The sequence below is a fragment of the Flavobacterium sp. MMLR14_040 genome (assembly GCF_033657265.1).
Lineage (GTDB): Bacteria > Bacteroidota > Bacteroidia > Flavobacteriales > Flavobacteriaceae > Flavobacterium.
On record NZ_JAWVWO010000008.1, the window covers coordinates 103,228 to 122,121 of the forward strand.

15 protein-coding genes are annotated in these 18,894 nt (G+C 32.6%); 5 read left to right on the forward strand and 10 right to left on the reverse strand.

Features of this window, described 5'->3' with window-relative positions:
* Positions 1–42: 42 nt before the first annotated feature.
* From SD960_RS12570 to tsaD, 8 genes are all read right to left on the reverse strand, one after another.
* Complete coding sequence (locus SD960_RS12570; protein ID WP_042565064.1) at positions 43–606, reverse strand: hypothetical protein; 564 nt, start codon at positions 604–606, stop codon at positions 43–45.
* Complete coding sequence (locus SD960_RS12575) at positions 603–1,790, reverse strand: THUMP-like domain-containing protein (RefSeq protein ID WP_318803553.1); 1,188 nt, start codon at positions 1,788–1,790, stop codon at positions 603–605. Before SD960_RS12575 ends, SD960_RS12570 begins: the two co-directional genes overlap by 4 nt.
* 2 nt (positions 1,791–1,792) lie before the next feature.
* A complete protein-coding gene (locus SD960_RS12580) occupies positions 1,793–2,884 on the reverse strand; it encodes an AI-2E family transporter (RefSeq protein WP_318803556.1) in 1,092 nt (363 codons plus the stop codon).
* 110 nt (positions 2,885–2,994) lie between these two features.
* Complete coding sequence (locus tag SD960_RS12585) at positions 2,995–3,945, reverse strand: zinc metalloprotease (RefSeq protein ID WP_318803558.1); 951 nt, start codon at positions 3,943–3,945, stop codon at positions 2,995–2,997.
* A 158-nt stretch (positions 3,946–4,103) separates the two neighbouring features.
* On the reverse strand, positions 4,104–4,598 hold the full coding sequence (locus tag SD960_RS12590) for a TrmH family RNA methyltransferase (protein ID WP_318803560.1): 495 nt from the start codon (positions 4,596–4,598) through the stop codon (positions 4,104–4,106).
* An 81-nt stretch (positions 4,599–4,679) separates the two neighbouring features.
* Entirely contained in the window at positions 4,680–5,318 is a 639-nt protein-coding gene (locus tag SD960_RS12595) for a DUF4159 domain-containing protein (RefSeq protein WP_318803563.1), read from the reverse strand.
* Positions 5,319–5,534: 216 nt separating this feature from the next.
* Positions 5,535–6,248, reverse strand: coding sequence for a 16S rRNA (uracil(1498)-N(3))-methyltransferase (locus tag SD960_RS12600; RefSeq protein ID WP_318803566.1), 714 nt, complete (start codon positions 6,246–6,248; stop codon positions 5,535–5,537).
* Between the two features lie 2 nt (positions 6,249–6,250).
* On the reverse strand, positions 6,251–7,273 hold the full coding sequence (gene tsaD, locus SD960_RS12605; protein ID WP_318803568.1) for a tRNA (adenosine(37)-N6)-threonylcarbamoyltransferase complex transferase subunit TsaD: 1,023 nt from the start codon (positions 7,271–7,273) through the stop codon (positions 6,251–6,253).
* Positions 7,274–7,478: 205 nt separating this feature from the next.
* Between tsaD and SD960_RS12610 the strand changes: the two genes are divergently transcribed.
* From SD960_RS12610 to SD960_RS12630, 5 genes are all read left to right on the forward strand, one after another.
* A complete protein-coding gene (locus tag SD960_RS12610; RefSeq protein ID WP_318803569.1) occupies positions 7,479–11,966 on the forward strand; it encodes a translocation/assembly module TamB domain-containing protein in 4,488 nt (1,495 codons plus the stop codon).
* 299 nt (positions 11,967–12,265) lie between these two features.
* The gene (pfkA, locus tag SD960_RS12615) at positions 12,266–13,252 is read left to right on the forward strand and encodes a 6-phosphofructokinase (protein WP_318803571.1); all 987 of its coding nucleotides are present in this window, start codon (positions 12,266–12,268) and stop codon (positions 13,250–13,252) included.
* 92 nt (positions 13,253–13,344) lie between these two features.
* Complete coding sequence (gene gap / locus SD960_RS12620; RefSeq protein ID WP_302096867.1) at positions 13,345–14,349, forward strand: type I glyceraldehyde-3-phosphate dehydrogenase; 1,005 nt, start codon at positions 13,345–13,347, stop codon at positions 14,347–14,349.
* A gap of 131 nt (positions 14,350–14,480) precedes the next feature.
* Positions 14,481–15,332 carry an N-acetylglucosamine kinase gene (locus SD960_RS12625; RefSeq protein WP_073395115.1) on the forward strand — a complete coding sequence of 284 codons (852 nt, stop codon included), beginning with the start codon at positions 14,481–14,483 and terminating at the stop codon, positions 15,330–15,332.
* Between the two features lie 10 nt (positions 15,333–15,342).
* On the forward strand, positions 15,343–15,717 hold the full coding sequence (locus SD960_RS12630; RefSeq protein ID WP_302097419.1) for a methylglyoxal synthase: 375 nt from the start codon (positions 15,343–15,345) through the stop codon (positions 15,715–15,717).
* Here SD960_RS12630 and SD960_RS12635 read toward each other — a convergent pair.
* Entirely contained in the window at positions 15,698–16,078 is a 381-nt protein-coding gene (locus SD960_RS12635) for a RidA family protein (RefSeq protein WP_318803573.1), read from the reverse strand. The two genes, SD960_RS12630 and SD960_RS12635, sit on opposite strands and share 20 nt — an antisense overlap.
* Before the next feature lie 85 nt (positions 16,079–16,163).
* Positions 16,164–18,860 carry a putative LPS assembly protein LptD gene (locus tag SD960_RS12640; protein WP_318803575.1) on the reverse strand — a complete coding sequence of 899 codons (2,697 nt, stop codon included), beginning with the start codon at positions 18,858–18,860 and terminating at the stop codon, positions 16,164–16,166.
* Positions 18,861–18,894 lie beyond the last annotated feature (34 nt).

Here is an 18,894-nt window from a genome sequence, read left to right on the forward strand (position 1 = left end):
TCCGTTTTGCGGAATGGTTTTTTTATAAGAAATAGCGAATAGTTATTCAACACATCTAATGTTTTCCATGAAGTACGTATCCGGATGATATACTTTTTTGTTCATTTCAGAAGTTAATTCGCTTCTTACGATATAATCTTCGATATCAGTTAAATATTTGATTCGCATAATCGTAACAGGAGATTTTTTTAGTTCTTCAAAATTATCTTTCATAAACATAAAAATTCCGGTAGTTACCCTGTTGTTATATTCTTTATCTCGAATAAGAGTTCCGCAGTTTTCCTGATCGATATGAATTAGCGTTACAATTTTACCGTTTTGTAATTGTAAAAATACTTTTGAGTTTTTGTCAAAACAATTTGCTTTTACAAAATCTTTGCTTTTTTGAATCAATTGCAGGTTTAAGGTTGGCAAACCATCAGTTTGCGCCAGAGAAAAAAATACATAATTTGAAGTTCCTCCAAAGTTTTTCTCGCTAATCATGTATTCGTTTGTAACTTTGTAAGTACCAATAGAATCAGATACATTTGCACTGTATTCACATGGTTTTTGGGCAAAAGCAGTAAAGGTTAATAGAAAAAAAGTTAATGTAATTAGTTGTTTCATTTTTCAGTTATTTTTCTGCAAATTAAAACTATTTTGTTATCATTTTTATCTGTTGTAAAAAAACAATACAAATTTCCTCCATTTTTTATTTTCCATTTTTTTCTGATGTTTTCTACTGTGTCCGGAAAATTTCTCGTGGTAATATTGGCCTGCTGATTTAAGAGTTCTGTTTTCATGTCAGTTTTGCTGTATGAAATTACTTTTTCGATTTCAAAAGCTCTTCCCGGAAAATCTATCAATTCATCAGAAGTATATAAATGAGAATGTTTATGCAATTTATTTATTTCGAAAGAAGTACTAACTTCATCAAAACCACCAGATTTCATAATGGCCGAATTGGGTTCGTACAGAAATTTTTGTGGTAAATGATAAAAAGGCAAATCTAACTGATCGCCCAAAACAAATTCAAAAGTTTCAGTTTTATCTTTTAAAATGTTCGCTGTTTTTATCCTTATTTCCCCAAAATAATGATTGTGAATTTCAAAAAGCAATTCTTTTACTTCATTTTCCAAAGCAATAATATGAATGGTTTTTACGAATTTCAACTCAGATAAACCTGCCGAAATATCTAATAGAGGTGCTGTTTTAATTAAAATTGAATCACTTTTTTCGAAGTAAAAATGTAAAGATTCCGGAACATTTGGTAAACAGTCTTTCAGCATAAAAACTTTACCTTTTGCATCATTTCTTCGTGATGGATCAATATAAATCCAATCCCATTTTTGTTCTGAATTTTTTAAAATAGTTGAAGAATCATCAGCATAAAATGTACAATTATTTACTTGTAACTGCTCAAAATTATGTTTTACAATCTCAGATAAATCTTCGTTTATTTCGCAATGTGCAACCGTTTTAAAGTTCTTAGAAAAATAATAATCATCAACACCAAAACCTCCCGTAAGATCAATTAAACTTTCACCCGAAATTAAAGAAGCTTTGTAAGCCGCAGTTTTTTCAGATGAGGTTTGTTCTACCGAAATTTTGCTCGGATAAATTATATTTTCTGTTGAAAACCAAGTTGGTAATTTGTCTTTTGCTTTTGATTTGGCTTCAATTTGATTTAAAATTGAAATCCATTCTACTTCAGGAAAAGGGTTTTTTTGAAGCGCTAATTTTGTAATCGATACACCACTATTTTGGGTAATAAATTCTTGAATATTGAGTTGTAAAATAGAAGTGTTCAATTCTAAATTCTTTCAGTTAATACAGAGACAATTTTGTTGTCAGGAAAAAATTCTTTCAAAATTACTTTCACCATTGTAAAAACCGGAATAGCGATAATCATTCCCACTATTCCAAAAGTAATTCCGCTAATTAAAGTAATCAGGAATATTTCTAACGGATGCGAATTTACACTTTTTGACGAAATTATCGGCTGACTAATATTATTATCAATTGCCTGAACAATCAAAAATCCTATAATTACATAAATTGTTCTTGGTAAAATCTCTGTTTGAAAATCGCTTCCAATCATGCTTATCATCGTTAAAAGTCCTGCCAAAACAGTTCCAATAATTGGTCCTATGTAGGGAATGATATTTAGAATAGCACACAGAAAAGCAATTACAAAGGCATTTTTGTTTCCAAAAATCATTAATACAATCAAATACAAAATAAAAACAACCGTTAACTGAAGCAGTAAACCAATAAAATAACGGGTTAAAAAGTGATTGATTTTAGTAACAGAGTTGATGATTTTATCTTCATTATTATCTGGTAAAATTTTTCTGGCTGTCGCTTTAAAATCATCCTGATCTTTAATAAAGAAAAAAGTAATAAAAAATACAGAAACTAATCCCATTCCCATATCGGCCAAAAAGCCTAAAATAGAATTAATAAATCCTGTAAAATAACTAAAGCTAAACAGGGATGTTATTTTAGAATCTTTCAAAACCTTGTTTAAATCTACATGTGGAATATTAAAATAAGCTTCAATGCTTTGTTCAGCTTCCAGAAATTGTGCTTGTAAATGATTGGTATCCAGAAGAGATAAATTATTGGCTTGAGCAATTATTAACGGCACAAATAAAAAGATAAAGCCCACCATCATTAAAATAAAAACAATAATGGTTACTGCTGCCGCCAACGAGTTGCCAAATTTTAGTTTATTTTTTAAAAATTGTACTAACGGATTTGCAATCAAGCACAATATCAGTGAAATACATAAGTAGACAATTACAGTTTGAATTTCGTATAAAAAATATAAAATTATACCAACAACTAAGATAGTGGTTAAAGCGCGTAATATCCCGTTAGAAATAATTTTTGATGTGATCATGATTCAGTTTTAGATTATAAATATAGGAAAAAGCTTTGGGATTTTGCCGGTAAAACAAAAAAAGCGAGATAGTGTCTATCTCGCTTTAATTATACCGTAAGGATATATTTTTAGATTCCAAATGCAGCTCTTGGACCTCCTGTTACGAAGATCGCAGCCATTCTGCTTTTTTGTCCGTTAGAGAACATATACATTGCATTATCATCTGTATAATCCATGTAGTTCATAGTCATTTCTACAGGAGTTCCAGAACAAGTACTGTAATGAGGGTAAGCAGGTACACCATAGTTTGCAGTATTGTGCGTTGGAGTATCAGATACTAAATCGCTTCCGCAAGTTGCATCTCCCCAAATGTGACGTAAATTCATCCAGTGACCCACTTCGTGAGTACCAGTTCTACCTAAATTGTAAGGAGCATTTGCAGAACCAGACAATCCAAAATATTTAGAATCAATTACAACTCCGTCTGTAGCAGAAGATCCGCCAGGAAATTGTGCATAACCTAAAATTCCTCCACCAATAGTACAAGACCATAAGTTAAGTTTTGTAGTTGGAGAAGTTGGTGCAAGACCTCCCTGAGCCGTTTTTTTCATGGCATCATTTGTTCCCCAAGATGTTTTTGTAGTCGATTTTCTGATTACCTGATCTAAAACAAATGAAATACCAACATTTGCTTTAACACCAGCAAATAATGTAGGAACACTTCCGTAATCAGAGTTTAAGGCATTAAAATCTTTGTTTAATACATCGATTTGTGTTTGAATTTGTGCATTCGAAATGTTTTCAGCAGTAGTTCTGTATAAAACATTTACAACAACCGGAATTTGAACTTTACCATTTACAAGTTTGCCTGTAAGCAAAGCTGTGTTTGTAAAAGCTTCAATTTCATTCATTCTAATAGCTAATGTAGGATCAGCTTTTAATTGTGCTTCTAAAACTTCCTGAGTTGCACATCCTCTGTGGGCAATTGCACTTACATTTGAATCTCCTGATTCTGTTTGGTCATTTTGACAAGAAAACAGCAACAGGGCTGTAACTGCGGATAAAAAAACTTTTTTCATAATAATAGGGGTTTTTGTTATAATATTGTTGATTAGTTAAACAATATCACAATTTTATAACAAAAGTTTTACGTAGCAAAATATTTACAAATAATTATTTGTGAGAATTTTACAATCCCTTATATAATCTAGTTCTTACAAAAATTTAACAAAAAATATTAAGAAGTAATTTCGTACAAAGCTATACTTGCGGCTTGCACAACATTCATCGAACTGTTCTTTCCGAACATATTTATGTGTACAATTTGATTCGAAATTTTTAAAAGTTCATTCGAAATTCCGTCAATTTCACTTCCTACAATCAATGCAATTTTCTGATTGTCAAGAATTGTAACTTCTTTAAGAGGTTTGCTGTTGCTTGCAATTTCGAGGGCAATAATTTCGAAGTTATTTGAAGTTAAATAATCAACAACATCCGTTGTTTGTTCGATTACAGTATGCGGTACATGAAGATGTGTGCTTCTTGATGTTTTATTGATTTTTCGCGGAGTCAGCGGAATATCTTTTCCTAAAAAAATAATATTTTCTACGCCAAAAGCTTCGGCAATTCTAAAAAGAGAACCAATATTTTGTTGAAAATAAATATGATCACAAACCAAAGTTATGGGAAATGTTTTTCGCTCAAATTGATTTTCTTCGTGAGTAAGCTGCACTTTATAAGAATTAAAAATTAAAAATTGAGAATTAAAAATGTGAAACCGTGCTAGCCATGGGAGTAAGCTGCATTTTATCTATTAATTGGTAAAAATATAATTGATAATATTGGCGCCCATTTTTAGCGCTTTGTCTCTTGCTGCGAGCGGATCATTGTGTACTTCTGCATCTTCCCAGCCATCACCCAAATCACATTCATAAGTATATAATAAAACCAGTTTGTTTTCGATAAAAATGCCAAAAGCCTGAGAACGTGTCCCATCGTGTTCGTGAATTTTTGGCAAACCATTCGGGAAAGGAAATGGTTTTTGAAAAATAGGATGATTGGCAGGAATCTCAATCAAATTATTATTTGGGAATATCTTTTTGATTTCTTTTCGAATATATTGATCCATTCCGTAATTATCATCAATATGAAGAAAACCTCCTCCCGTGAGATAATTTCTTAAGTTTTCGACATCAGCATCGCTAAAAACCACATTTCCGTGACCCGTCATGTGTACAAAAGGATACGAAAGCAAATCAGGATTTCCAGGTTCAACCGTTGATGGTTTCGCTTTTATTCTTGTATTGATGTTTGAATTACAAAACTGAATTAAGTTAGGCAAAGAGGTTGGGTTTGCATACCAATCGCCTCCGCCGCTGTATTTTAGCAAAGCAATTTCCTGTGAAAACGAGGGAAGGGAAATAAGGAATAATAAGTAAAATATTTTTTTCATGTAATTATAAATTATAAATGATTTACGACATTTTTGTCATTTCGACGGAGGAGAAATCTCCGTTAGAAACTCGACAAAGATTGGAAATATTTGAAACGGAGCTACTTGCGGAGATTTCTCCTTCGTCGAAATGACAAGATTGTGTTCAATCTTTGTCGAGCCACGTGTGTGATTTCTCGTTTCTCGAAATGACAAAGCTATACGATTAGTAACGATTTAATTAGGAACTTCATTAAAAAACACCACACTATGACACGCCACGACAGCAGCCGTTTCAGTACGTAAACGTGTATTTCCTAACATTACCGGCTGAAAATTATTTTCTATGGCCAATGCAATTTCTTTTTCAGAAAAATCACCTTCGGGACCAATTAATACTGTTACGTTTTCGTTTGGTTTTAAAACTTCTTTCAATGATTTTTTATCAGTTTCTTCGCAATGTGCGATCAATTGTAAACCTTCATTTTTTTGTTTGATGAATTCCTTAAATGAAATTGCCTCGTTTAATTTCGGCAAATAAGTTTCATTAGATTGTTTCATCGCCGAAAGGATGATTTTTTCGAAACGTTCTTTATTAACTACTTTTCTTTCAGATCGATCGCAAAAAACAGGAGTGATTTCCTGAATGCCAATTTCTGTAGCTTTTTCTAAGAACCATTCAAAGCGATCGTTCATTTTGGTTGGCGCGACCGCAAGGTGCAAACGGAATTTTGGCTCCGGAGATTTTTTTATTGAAAGTACTTCAACGATACATTTATTGTCTGAAGCCAGTGTAATTTCAGTTTCAAACACTAAACCTAAGCCGTTTGTAACGTGAAGAATATCAGAGTCTTTTTTGCGTAAAACTTTTATTATGTGACGGCTTTCTTCTTTATCAAAAGAAAAAGTTTCAGTCGTTTCATCTATATCGGGATTGTAAAATAATTGCATAATTAAAATTGAATTCGTGCTTTTGAAACTACTGCCTGAGTTTCAAAGCGATTTGATAAATATTTTTGATATCCTACAATTCCAATCATGGCAGCATTATCTGTAGTGTATTCAAATTTCGGAACAAAAGTTTTCCAGCCGTATTTGCTTTCGCTTTCTTTCAAACGCGTTCTGATTCCCGAATTTGCCGAAACACCGCCGCCAATGGCAATTTGTGTAATTCCCGTTTCTTTTACCGCTAATTTTAATTTGTCCATCAAAATTTCGATAATTGTATGTTGAATAGAAGCACAAATATCATTCAGGTTTTCTTCGATGAAATTTGGGTTTTCTAATTTTTTCTTCTGAATAAAATATAAAATGGCTGTTTTTAAACCAGAAAAACTAAAATCCAGTCCGGGCACTTTTGGTTTTGTAAAAGCAAAAGCTTTTGGATTTCCTTCTTTGGCATACTTATCGATCAAAGGTCCGCCGGGATAAGGAAGTCCGAGAATTTTAGCGCTCTTGTCAAAAGCTTCTCCAACAGCATCATCAGTGGTTTCACCAATAATTTCCATATCAAAAAAACCATTCACTTTTACAATTTGCGTGTGGCCGCCGCTAATGGTCAGGGCCAAAAACGGAAATTCGGGCTTATCAAAACCTTCTTCATCAATAAAATGGGCTAAAATATGGGCATGCATATGATTTACAGCAATTAGCGGAATGTTCAATGCTAATGAAAGTGATTTGCTAAAAGAACTTCCTACCAATAAAGAACCCATCAATCCTGGTCCTTGTGTAAAGGCAATGGCAGTTAATTGTTCTTTTTGTACATTTGCTTTGCGAAGTGCAGCATCAATTACAGGAACGATATTTTGCTGATGTGCTCTCGAAGCCAACTCAGGAACAACGCCTCCGTATTGGTTATGAATTAGCTGATTAGCCACAACATTTGAAAGTACTTTATCGTTATGTAAAACTGCAGCCGCAGTATCATCGCAAGAACTTTCGATGGCAAGAATAAAAACCTCTGAATTTTGCATATAAAGGCACGAATTTTGGATTATATTTGACAAATCAAATTTTTAAATTTCTTTGATTGAAGTAGAAGCCAAAATTAAAGAATTTTTATCAAAAACAGTCGTTCTTTGTCTGTTCAAAGTAAATTTAAAAGAAAACTAAAATTAAAGAGCTATCAAAAAAGTAAAGAAAATAATATCACGAACCCTAATTGGGTTAATTTTACTTTTGTTGGCATTGGCTATAACACTCTCATTGCCTATTGTGCAAACTAAAATTGCACGATATGTTACAAATTCTTTGAACGAAGATTTTAAAACAGATATTACGGTAGATAAAGTTGCTATCAATATTTTTGGCGGAGTTAAGCTAAAAACGGTCCTGATTCGCGATCATCACAAAAAGACTTTAATTTATTCGGACATTATCAGTACTGATATCTTAAGTATTAAAAGACTTCTTGATGGTGATTTGATTTTCGGCGATCTTCGTTTAACAGGTTTGATTTTTAATTTGAAAACCTACAAAGGCGAAAACGAAAACAATATCAATAAATTTATTCGCTTATTTGATTCTGATAAGCCTTCAAAAACCAATAAGCATTTTTTACTAACAGCCAAAAATGCCTATATCTCAAAAGGTACTTTCTCGGTTGTGGATGAAAATAAGAAAAACCCACATTTTCTTGATTTTAAAAAGCTTAATGCTTACATCAGTGATTTCAAATTATATGGTCCGGATGTAAATACGACCATTCACAGGTTTTCTTTTCTGGATCATCGAGGTTTGTATGTTTCTAATCTGGCGGCGAAGTTCAGTTATACCAAAAAACAGATTAAGCTTGAAAATTTAGCCATAAAAACCAAAAGATCATCAATTTATGGTAAAGCAATTTTAAATTACAAGCCAGGAGATTTTCTTGCTTTTACAGATAAAGTTAAGTTTGATGTTGCGGTCGATTCGGCCTCGATTGCTACCAATGATATTCGTTACTTTTATGACGGATTAGGTAAAAACCAACATTTTAAACTTAGATCTAAGATAAAAGGAACGCTTAATAATCTTAATTTAAAAAAGCTTAGACTTTCGGACACAAACGGTTCAAGAATTATCGGAAACATTAATTTCAGAAATCTTTTAGGTACAAAAGAGCAAAAGTTTGCCATGGAGGGAAAGTTTGACAGATTAACTTCCAGCTATGATAATTTAGTGGTTTTGATGCCAATTGTTTTAGGAAAAAAACTTCCTAAAGAGCTTAAGCGAATTGGTAAATTTAATATTGTTGGAAAAGCAAATGTTTCGACAACAGAATTGGAAAGTGATTTTAAAATTGCGACAGATTTAGGAAATGGTCAGGTAGATTTGCATCTGAACAACATGGATTTTATTGATAAAGCTTCTTATTCGGGAAACATTATTTTGGATAATTTCGATGTTGGCGCATTATTACAGCGAAAGGATCTGGGTAAAACTACTTTAAATTTAGATGTTGATGGTGTTGGTTTTACAGAGAAATATCTAAACACAATCATAAAAGGTGATATTGCAAAACTGGATTATAATAAATACACTTATAATAATATTGTAGTAAATGGTAATTTTAAATTGCCTTATTATAAAGGACAAATTTCTGTAAACGACCCTAATTTGACTTTAACATTTGATGGTTTAGTCGATTTGAGCAAGCGTGAAAGTAAATATGATTTCCACATCAATGTTGAAAACGCTGATTTGAAAAAACTGAAGTTTGTAAACGACTCTATTTCTCATTTTCAAGGTGATGCAGTTGTTGAAGTTACAGGAAATTCTATCGAAAATCTTCAGGGAAATATTTATATAAAAGATGCTGTATATCAAAATCCAAAGTCTACTTATGCTTTTGATGAAGTAACAATCAATTCTAGTTTTGACGCTGATAAATTGCGTACCATAACCATAAATTCTACGGATGTAGTAAACGGTAAAATTGTAGGTAAATTTCAGTTTGCTCAGTTAGATAAATTGGTGATGAATTCAGTAGGAAGTCTTTATACCAATTATAAGCCTTATAAAATTAAAAAAGGACAGTTTTTGCGTTTCAATTTTCATGTTTATGATAAAGTTGTCGAAATGCTTTATCCTGAAATTAATATCGATTCATCAACTGTGGTGCGCGGACGAATTGATGCCGATTTAAATGAATTTAAGTTTAGATTTAAATCGCAAAAAATTACGGCGGCAAAAAATACTTTTGATAATATCAGAATCAATATCGATAATAAAAATCCGCTTTATAATGCATTTATAGAGTTGGATAGTATTAAAACGCCTTATTATAAAATCCGTGATTTTAATTTAATCAACGTAACTTCAAAAGATACGTTATTTGTTCGCTCCGAGTTTAAAGGAGGCGAAAAGGGCAACGATTATTTTAATATGAACTTGTACCATACCATTGATAAAAACAAAAATAATATTGTGGGTATCAAAAAATCGGAGATGAAATTTAAAGATTATTTATGGTATTTAAATGAAGAAGACGGATCGGATAATCAGATTGTTTTTGATAAAAACTTCAGGAATTTTAATATAGACAATATTGTTCTGTCGCACGAAGATCAGAAAATTGACTTAAACGGAGTTATAAAAGGCACCGATTATAAAGATTTGGTGCTGAATTTTGAAGATGTTGATATCAATAAAATTACGCCGCTCACCTCGAAGTTTGTGTTTAATGGTAATTTGAACGGAAGAGTCAATTTTAAACAGAACAAAGATGTTTATCAGCCCACGGCGTCTATTGTTATTGATCATCTTAACTTAAATAAAACGGAATTAGGAACATTGAATTTCGATATTTCCGGAGATGAGAGCCTAAAAAAATTCACCATAAGTTCGTCGATACAAAATGGTTTTACGGAATCGTTTAGTGCCAACGGAAATTTTGCGATCGAAAACAAAGAGACTTTTCTTGATTTAAAGCTAAAACTCGAAGGATTTAATCTGGCAACTTTAGGAACGGTAGGAGGAGATGTTTTGTCGAATGTTAGAGGAAGTGTATCTGGAAATGCTGCAGTTGTAGGGAATCTTAAAAAACCAGAAATCAATGGTAGATTATATGTAGAAAAAGCAGGAATGACAATTCCGTACCTTAATACAGATTATGAATTAAGTGACCGAACAGTTATTGATTTAACCGATGAAAAGTTTTTGTTTAGAAATAATCAGTTAACAGATACTAAATACGGTACAAAAGGATTACTGAACGGAAGTATTGAGCATCATAATTTTGGTGATTGGAAACTAGATTTAACCATAACTTCCAAAAGATTATTGGCACTTGATACAAAAGACAGTGACGATGCCGCTTATTTTGGTACAGCATTTATTAATGGTACAGCAAGTATAAAAGGACCAACAGAAAGTTTATTTATTAAGGTAGATGCTAAATCTGAAAAAGGAACAGAAGTTAAGATACCTATTAATAATGTACAAAGTGTAGGAGAGAGCAGTTGGATACATTTCGTGACGCCAAAAGAAAAATATAATCTAGCAAATGGTATTGTTGAGCGAACCCGTAATTATAACGGACTTGAACTGGAATTTGATTTTGATATCACGCCCGATGCCGAAGTAGAAGTAATCCTGGATCGAAATTCCGGTCATGGTATGAAAGGAAAAGGATACGGTTCGTTATTGTTTAAGATCAATACCTTGGGTAAATTTAATATGTGGGGAGATTTCCAGGCATACGAAGGAACTTATAACTTTAAGTACGGAGGTTTAATCGATAAAAAATTCGCCGTTAAAAAAGGTGGATCTATTATTTGGGAAGGTAACCCGATGAAAGCCCAGTTGAATTTAGAAGCCGTTTATAGAACCACGGCAAATCCGGCTGTATTACTGGATAATTCCTCTTTTAATAAAAAAGTGCCGGTAGAAGTTGTTATTGGTTTAAGAGGAGATTTAACAAGCCCGGAACCTAATTTTGATATTCAGTTTCCATCTGTAAGTAATGTTTTAAAATCAGAAATACAATATAAGTTAGACGATAAAGATGTGCGCCAAACGCAGGCATTGTATCTATTGTCAACAGGTTCGTTTATGAGCCCGGATGGATTTAATCAAAGTGATTTATCCGGAACATTTGCAGAAACTGCCGCAAGTTTACTGGGCGGAATTATTAAATCAGATAATGATAAATTTAATATTGATTTGAATTTTGTATCTGCAGACAAACGAATTGGTCAGGAAGCCGACGGTCAGTTTGTTGCTAATATATCTTCTCAGATTAATGAAAAAATATCCATAAACGGAAAACTTGGAGTTCCGGTTGGAGGTGTAAACGAATCTGCAATTGTGGGAGATATTGAAATTCTTTATCGCGTAAATGAAGACGGATCTATGAACCTTCGTTTATTCAATAAAGAAAATGATATTAATTATGTAGGGCAGGGAATTGGATACACGCAAGGAGTTGGTATTTCGTATGAAGTAGATTTTGATACTTTTAGTGAACTGGTCAATAAAATTTTCAAAAACCATAAATTAGAGAAAGCCTTAAAAACTTCTCCTGATGATTTGCCGGATTCTTATGTAAATCCCGATTATATGAATTTTTCAAGTTCAAAAGAAAAAGAGAAGGATAAAAAGAAACCGAATAAAAAAGACGAAGAAAAACCAAAGACGCAGCCAGGAAATAATCAGGGATATATTCCGGACGATAACGATTATTAGTCTGTGAACTGTTAACTTTTTTAAAACCATTTTTATAATGGTTTTTTTTATGCTAAATTTATAAATTAATAATTTTTTGAAAATCAGCTGTATCCGGATTTTTATAACACTTCATTTATGTATTGTTAATTTTAAGGATTTAATTAAAATATGTGCCTTTTATTATTTTAAATGAATTTTTTTATATCAAAAAACTTATTAACGAAAACGTTTGAATTTAACATATTTTATTAATTTATGACAATTACCATCTGTAAAGTGGTGAATGTTTGCTAATTTTACACTTTAATACTTAAATAATGCCAAAAACAATAAAAAAAGTTGGTGTTCTAACTTCAGGGGGAGACTCACCAGGAATGAATGCCGCAATACGATCAGTTGTTCGAACATGTGCTTATCATAATATAGAATGCATAGGAATTTATAGAGGGTATCAGGGAATGATCGAAGGAGACTTCAAAGAAATGGGTCCCCGAAGTGTAAATAATATTGTAAACAAAGGAGGAACGATTTTAAAATCAGCTCGTTCTACTGAGTTTAGAACTCCGGAAGGTAGAAAAAAAGCACACGAAAACCTTTTAAAAGCAGGAGTTGATGCTCTTGTAGTAATTGGCGGAGACGGAAGTTTTACCGGAGGTTTGATTTTTAATTCAGAATTTGATTTTCCTGTAATGGGAATTCCGGGTACAATTGATAATGATATTTTTGGTACAAGTCATACTTTAGGATATGATACTGCTTTGAATACTGTAGTAGATTGTATTGACAAAATTAGAGATACTGCAAGTTCGCATAACCGACTATTTTTTGTAGAGGTAATGGGTAGAGATGCAGGACATATTGCTCTAAATGCAGGTATTGGAGCTGGTGCCGAAGAAATCCTTATTCCTGAAGAAGATTTAGGTTTAGAAAGATTGCTTGACTCTCTTCAAAAAAGTAAAGCTTCAGGAAAATCATCGAGTATAGTTGTTATTGCTGAGGGAGATAAAATTGGTAAAAACGTATTCGAATTAAAAGATTATGTTGAAGCTAATTTACCAGAATATGATGTAAGAGTTTCTGTTTTAGGACACATGCAGCGTGGTGGTTCTCCATCTTGTTTTGATCGTGTTCTTGCAAGCCGTTTAGGTGTAAAAGCAGTAGAATCTTTAATTGAAGGTAAATCTAATTATATGGTTGGTTTACAGCAGGATAAAGTAACCCTGACTCCATTAGAACAAGCTATTAAAGGAAAATCTGAGATTGACAGAGAATTATTAAGAGTGTCTGACATCATGTCGACATAAAAAGATAAAAGTTTAAAAAAGGAATGAAGTTTATTGTGAGGAAATTAGACTTTAAATTAGTGTAATAAAAACAAAAGCAAAAATTAAGTAAAATGTCAAAAGTAAAATTAGGAATAAACGGATTTGGACGTATTGGAAGAATCGTTTTTAGAGAATCATTCAATAGAGATAATGTAGAAGTAGTAGCAATCAACGATTTATTAGATGTAGATCACTTAGCTTACTTATTAAAATATGATTCAGTTCACGGTCGTTTTGACGGAACTGTAGAAGTAAAAGAAGGAAAACTTTATGTAAACGGAAGAAATATCCGTATCACTGCAGAAAGAAATCCTGCTGACTTAAAATGGAATGAAGTTGATGTTGATGTAGTTGCTGAATGTACTGGTATTTTCACAACTATCGAAACTGCAAATGAGCACATTAAAGGGGGTGCTAAAAAAGTAATTATTTCTGCTCCTTCTGCAGATGCTCCAATGTTTGTAATGGGAGTAAATCACGAAACTGCAAAAGCTTCTGATATAGTAGTTTCTAACGCATCTTGTACAACAAACTGTTTAGCTCCTTTAGCTAAAGTTATTCATGATAACTTTGGAATTGTAGAAGCTTTAATGACAACTGTACACGCTACAACTTCAACTCAAATGACTGCTGACGGACCTTCTAGAAAAGACTGGAGAGGTGGACGTGCAGCATCAATCAATATTATTCCTTCTTCAACAGGTGCTGCAAAAGCAGTTGGAAAAGTAATTCCTGAATTGAATGGAAAATTAACAGGTATGGCTTTCCGTGTTCCTACTGCTGACGTTTCTACAGTAGATTTAACTGTAAAAGTAGCTAAAGAAACTTCTTATGAAGAAATTATGGCTGTTTTAAAGAATGCTTCTGAAACTACAATGAAAGGTATTTTAGGATATACTGAAGATGCAGTTGTATCTCAGGATTTCATTTCAGACAAAAGAACTTCAATCATTGATGCTACTGCAGGAATTGGTTTGAATTCAACTTTCTTTAAATTAGTATCTTGGTACGATAATGAGTACGGATACTCTTCTAAATTGATCGATTTATCTGTGCATATCGCAGGTTTAAAATAATATTGTATAAATTTGGCAAATCCCGTTATCTCAAGGTAACGGGATTTTCTTATTTTGTTTTGACTTTAATTAATGTAAAAAATACACTTTTAAATTGATGAAGAAAAACTAAATCCAAAAACTAAAAAAAAATGAAATTAATAGTTGATAGTGGATCTACAAAAGCAGACTGGATTGCAATTGATGATAATGGAAAAGTATTATTCACGACACAAACTTTGGGATTAAACCCTGAAATTCTTGACGGTCCTGAAATTGTTTCAAGATTAAATGATCGTTTTGATATTCTGCAAAATAAAAAAAACGCAACACATTTGTTCTTCTACGGAGCAGGTTGTGGAACAGAAAGAATGCAAACTGCACTTTCGCAAATATTCCAGGAATATTTTAATAACGCTATTGTTGAAGTTCACGAAGATACTTATGCAGCAGTTTACGCTACAACTCCAAAAGGAGAAGAAGCAATTGTTAGTATTTTAGGAACAGGTTCAAACTGTAGTTATTTTGATGGAAAAGTATTGCATCAAAAAGTACAGTCATTAGGTTATATTGCCATGGATGATTGTAGTGGAAATGTTTTCGGAAAAGAATTAATCAGAAAATATTATTTCAATAAAATGCCTAAAGAATTGGCAGTTGAATTTGAAAAAGAATATAATTTAGATGCAGATTATATTAAAAACAAATTATACAAGGAGCCAAATCCAAATGCATATTTAGCGACTTTTGCTAAGTTTTTAATCAAACATAAGGATACAGAATTCTGCAGAAAAATCATTTTCAAAGGAATGAAATCTTTCGTTAAAAACTATATCAAACAATTTGATAATTGTAAAGAAGTTCCTGTTCATTTTGTAGGTTCTATTGCTTTTTATCTAAAAGATGAATTACAAGAAACATTTGATAAATATGAACTTCAGTTAGGGAATGTTTTAAGACGTCCTATTGATGGTTTGATTGCATACCATGTTGCTAACCAATAGTTCAGGTTTTATGGAGATTGCTATTATTGCACATGATGGTAAAAAAGCAGATTTAATTGATTTTTTAATTAAAAATGAAGCAGTTTTACATCATGAAAAAATAAAGCTTATTGGTACAGGAACTACTGGAGGAAAAGCTGAGGCTGCTGGTTTTAAAACTCAAAGAATGCTTTCCGGACCTTTAGGCGGAGATGCACAAATTGCAGGAAGAGTGGCAGAAGGAATTACACAAATGGTTTTCTTTTTTAAAGATCCATTGTCTAGTCATCCTCATGAAGCCGATATTAATATGCTAATTCGTGTTTGTGATGTACATAATGTGCCGCTGGCAACAAACGAAGCAACGGCACAATTATTATTAAATGCTATTGCACTGCAATTATAGAAATTTCAACATTTACATTTTTTGGCAAACAAGCCACTTGAACCGTTTCACGAGCTGGAGCGGTTTTTTCGTTAAAATAAGATCCGTAAACCGTATTAATAGCGCCAAAATTGTTCATATCCATAATGAAAATAGTTGCTTTTACAACATTTTCAAAAGTCATATTTGCAGCTTCCAGAATGGCTGCAATGTTTTCCATTACTTGTTTTGTCTCGTCATTGATATTATCAGTAATGATTTCTCCCGAAGCAGGGTTTATTGCAATTTGACCAGAAGCATAAAGTGTATTTCCTGATAATACAGCCTGATTATAAGGTCCGATTGGAGCAGGTGCTTTGTCTGTAAAAATTATTTTTTTCATAGTAATTGATTGTTAAATACCAAAATAGATTATTCGGCCATTAGAATAATGGCTGAGAAAATTATTGATCTAAAATACGATTTTATTATCGATTAGAAGTACTTCGTTTATTCCATTTAATGTCGCTAAGAACACCAGATTTAATTCCGATAAAGAAATTCCAGTTAGAATTTGTTCCCAATGGACTCCAGTTAAAAGCCATTCTCCAGCTTAATAAATCTCTTTCAAAACGAAATTGCGTAAACGTAACTCCATTTTGTACAAAATCGTAACCCGTAGAAATTCCGCCTTTCCATTTTGGTGTAATATCCATATTGGCAGAAACCATGATAGAATTTCCTGTGATTTTGTTTTCACGATTTACATTAGAATAAGTCAATGAATAAGCCAATGTCATATCCCAGGGTAATTTTGAATTAAAAAACTCTGTTATTACATCTTCGCCATCGTCTTCTTCATTTGCAAACTGACTGTTTCGGCTATCGTTCAAATCGGTATTGGTACCAAATAAGTCATCTTTACGACCTCCGTTCCGTTCACTTTGTTTGTTTTCTTCCTTGGTGCCCTTATTCGAAAAGGAATAATTTAAAGTTACGTTGGCGCTTGTCATTCGAAACAAACTTCCACCATTATCAATGTTATAAGTATCTATTCTTGTTCCGGAGTTGTCAATGGCATAAGGATCTAAAGTTGCCCCAAAATTAACATTCATTTTATTGTCAAAAAACTGAGTTCCACCACTTACAAGAACAGGCTGCCATGCTAAAGTTTCTTTACCATTAGCATTAAAATTATAACTTGTACTGAAGTTTAAATTGTTCAGTAACATTATTTTTTTAGGTTCTGTTTTTGTACTGTCGCTGTCTCTTACTTTTGCTTCAAAGGTATTGCTTAAAGCAAATGCCACGATGTTAGAATTTTCCTTGCTTGGAACACCATAAACACCACCTTCAAATCGTGTGTATTGGCTTGTAATTCTGCCTGAAGCATCTACTGCATAAGTATCATAGTATTTCTCAAAACTAGGTGTATATGCGTACGTGATAGTTGGACGCATTACGTGGCGGATAGACTGTATTTTTTTATCATTACCAAAATTAAAAGTACCGTAAATAGTAGTACCTAAATTTGTGCTCAAATTATACGTTCTAAACGCATCAAAACCATTTACAGTTGTAGTATCAACTCGGCTTAGACTTGTGTCGTAATGCTTATCTATTGTTTTGGTAACCCATGTTTCCTGATAATTTGTAGAAGCTCCGGCACTAAAATATTTAAATATCTTGAAATTGGTACTAATCGGAATCGAATGCTGCATTCCAATTTGTGCATCTCTAAACATTTGTGGTTTAAAGAATAATGAATCTGTAGTTACAATGTTGTTTTTACCGCTTAAGTTATATTGTAAGTTGATGTTTTTTATAAAACCTTTTTTCACGCCATCTTTACCAACAAAAGGATAAACACGATCGACACTTGCCTGTAAAGTAGGTAAGGTCATGTTGATTACTTCGGTTTGTGTATTTTGAGAGTGCGTCGCCGTTAAAGATATTCTGGCTTGCGGAATAGTATTAAAAGTTTTATTATAAGAAATAGAAGAGCTTAAGGTATTGTTCAAATTAGATCCAACGTTGGCCTGATTAATAGATTGCTTGAAGTATTTACTACTACCCATATTTACAGAGGCAGAAAAAGTGGAATTCGGATTCGATTTTGTATCCTTCGAATGCGACCACTGAATGTTGTAAATATTCTGTTTAGAATAATCCGGATAACCTCTTTCGCTGTTTATAAGGTTTTCAAAACGTATATTGACATTTCCTCGATACTTATATCGGGTTGCATATGCCGATTCAAATCGCATGGCATAACTCCCGTTTGTATAATAATCTCCCAAAACGGTTAAATCGTAATTATCGCTTAAAGCAAAATAATAACCCATATTTTGAAGGGAGAATCCACGGGTATTCGAGTCATTATAACTAGGTATAATGATTCCTGAAACACTTTTTTCTTCGCTCATCGGGAAATAAGCAAAAGGCAAAGCCAGCGGAGTAGGTACGTCGGCAATAACCATATTGGTTAAACCGGTAATTACTTTTTTACCCGGAATAAATTTTACTTTATTGGTCTGGAAATAATATTCAGGATTGTCAATATCTTTAGAAGTTGTAAATCTGGCACCTTTTAAAAAGTAAACCGAGTCATTTTCTTTTTTTGTAACGGCTGCTTTGATTTTAAATTCGCCTTGTTCCGTTCGTGAATTATAAATTAAAGCCTTTTTTGTTTTAAAGTTAAAACGGATAGAGTCGGGCTGAACCTCGCTAGCGCCTTGTTTAAAATTTGGATATTGAGTTAATACCCCTGCAGAATCTTTTATCCTGCCGGCATACACTTCATCTTTCTCATAATCAAGTACAATTATACCAGATTTTAATTCAACATCTTTATAGTATAATTCACCTTCATTATAAAGCGTGATTCTTTTTGTTTTCTGATCGATTTTCGCGTAATCCTTTGCCCTGTATTTTACTTTTCCGTCCAAAAAAGTCTTTGTTGGCCTAACAGTATCCAGCTTTATGGTATCTGCAACAACAATTTCAGGTTTATCTGTTTGTTTTTCAGTTGATAAAGGAGTTTTTTTAGATTTTATCTCTTGCGAATATAATTTACCACAACCTAGTGTTAGGAAAAATGATAATAAAACGATATTAAATAAGTTTGTATGCAAAGGTTTAAATGCTATTTTTGTAAAAGTATGGCTTGTTTTTTGACATGTCAAACTTACATATAATTTTTTGTCAAAAATAATCAAT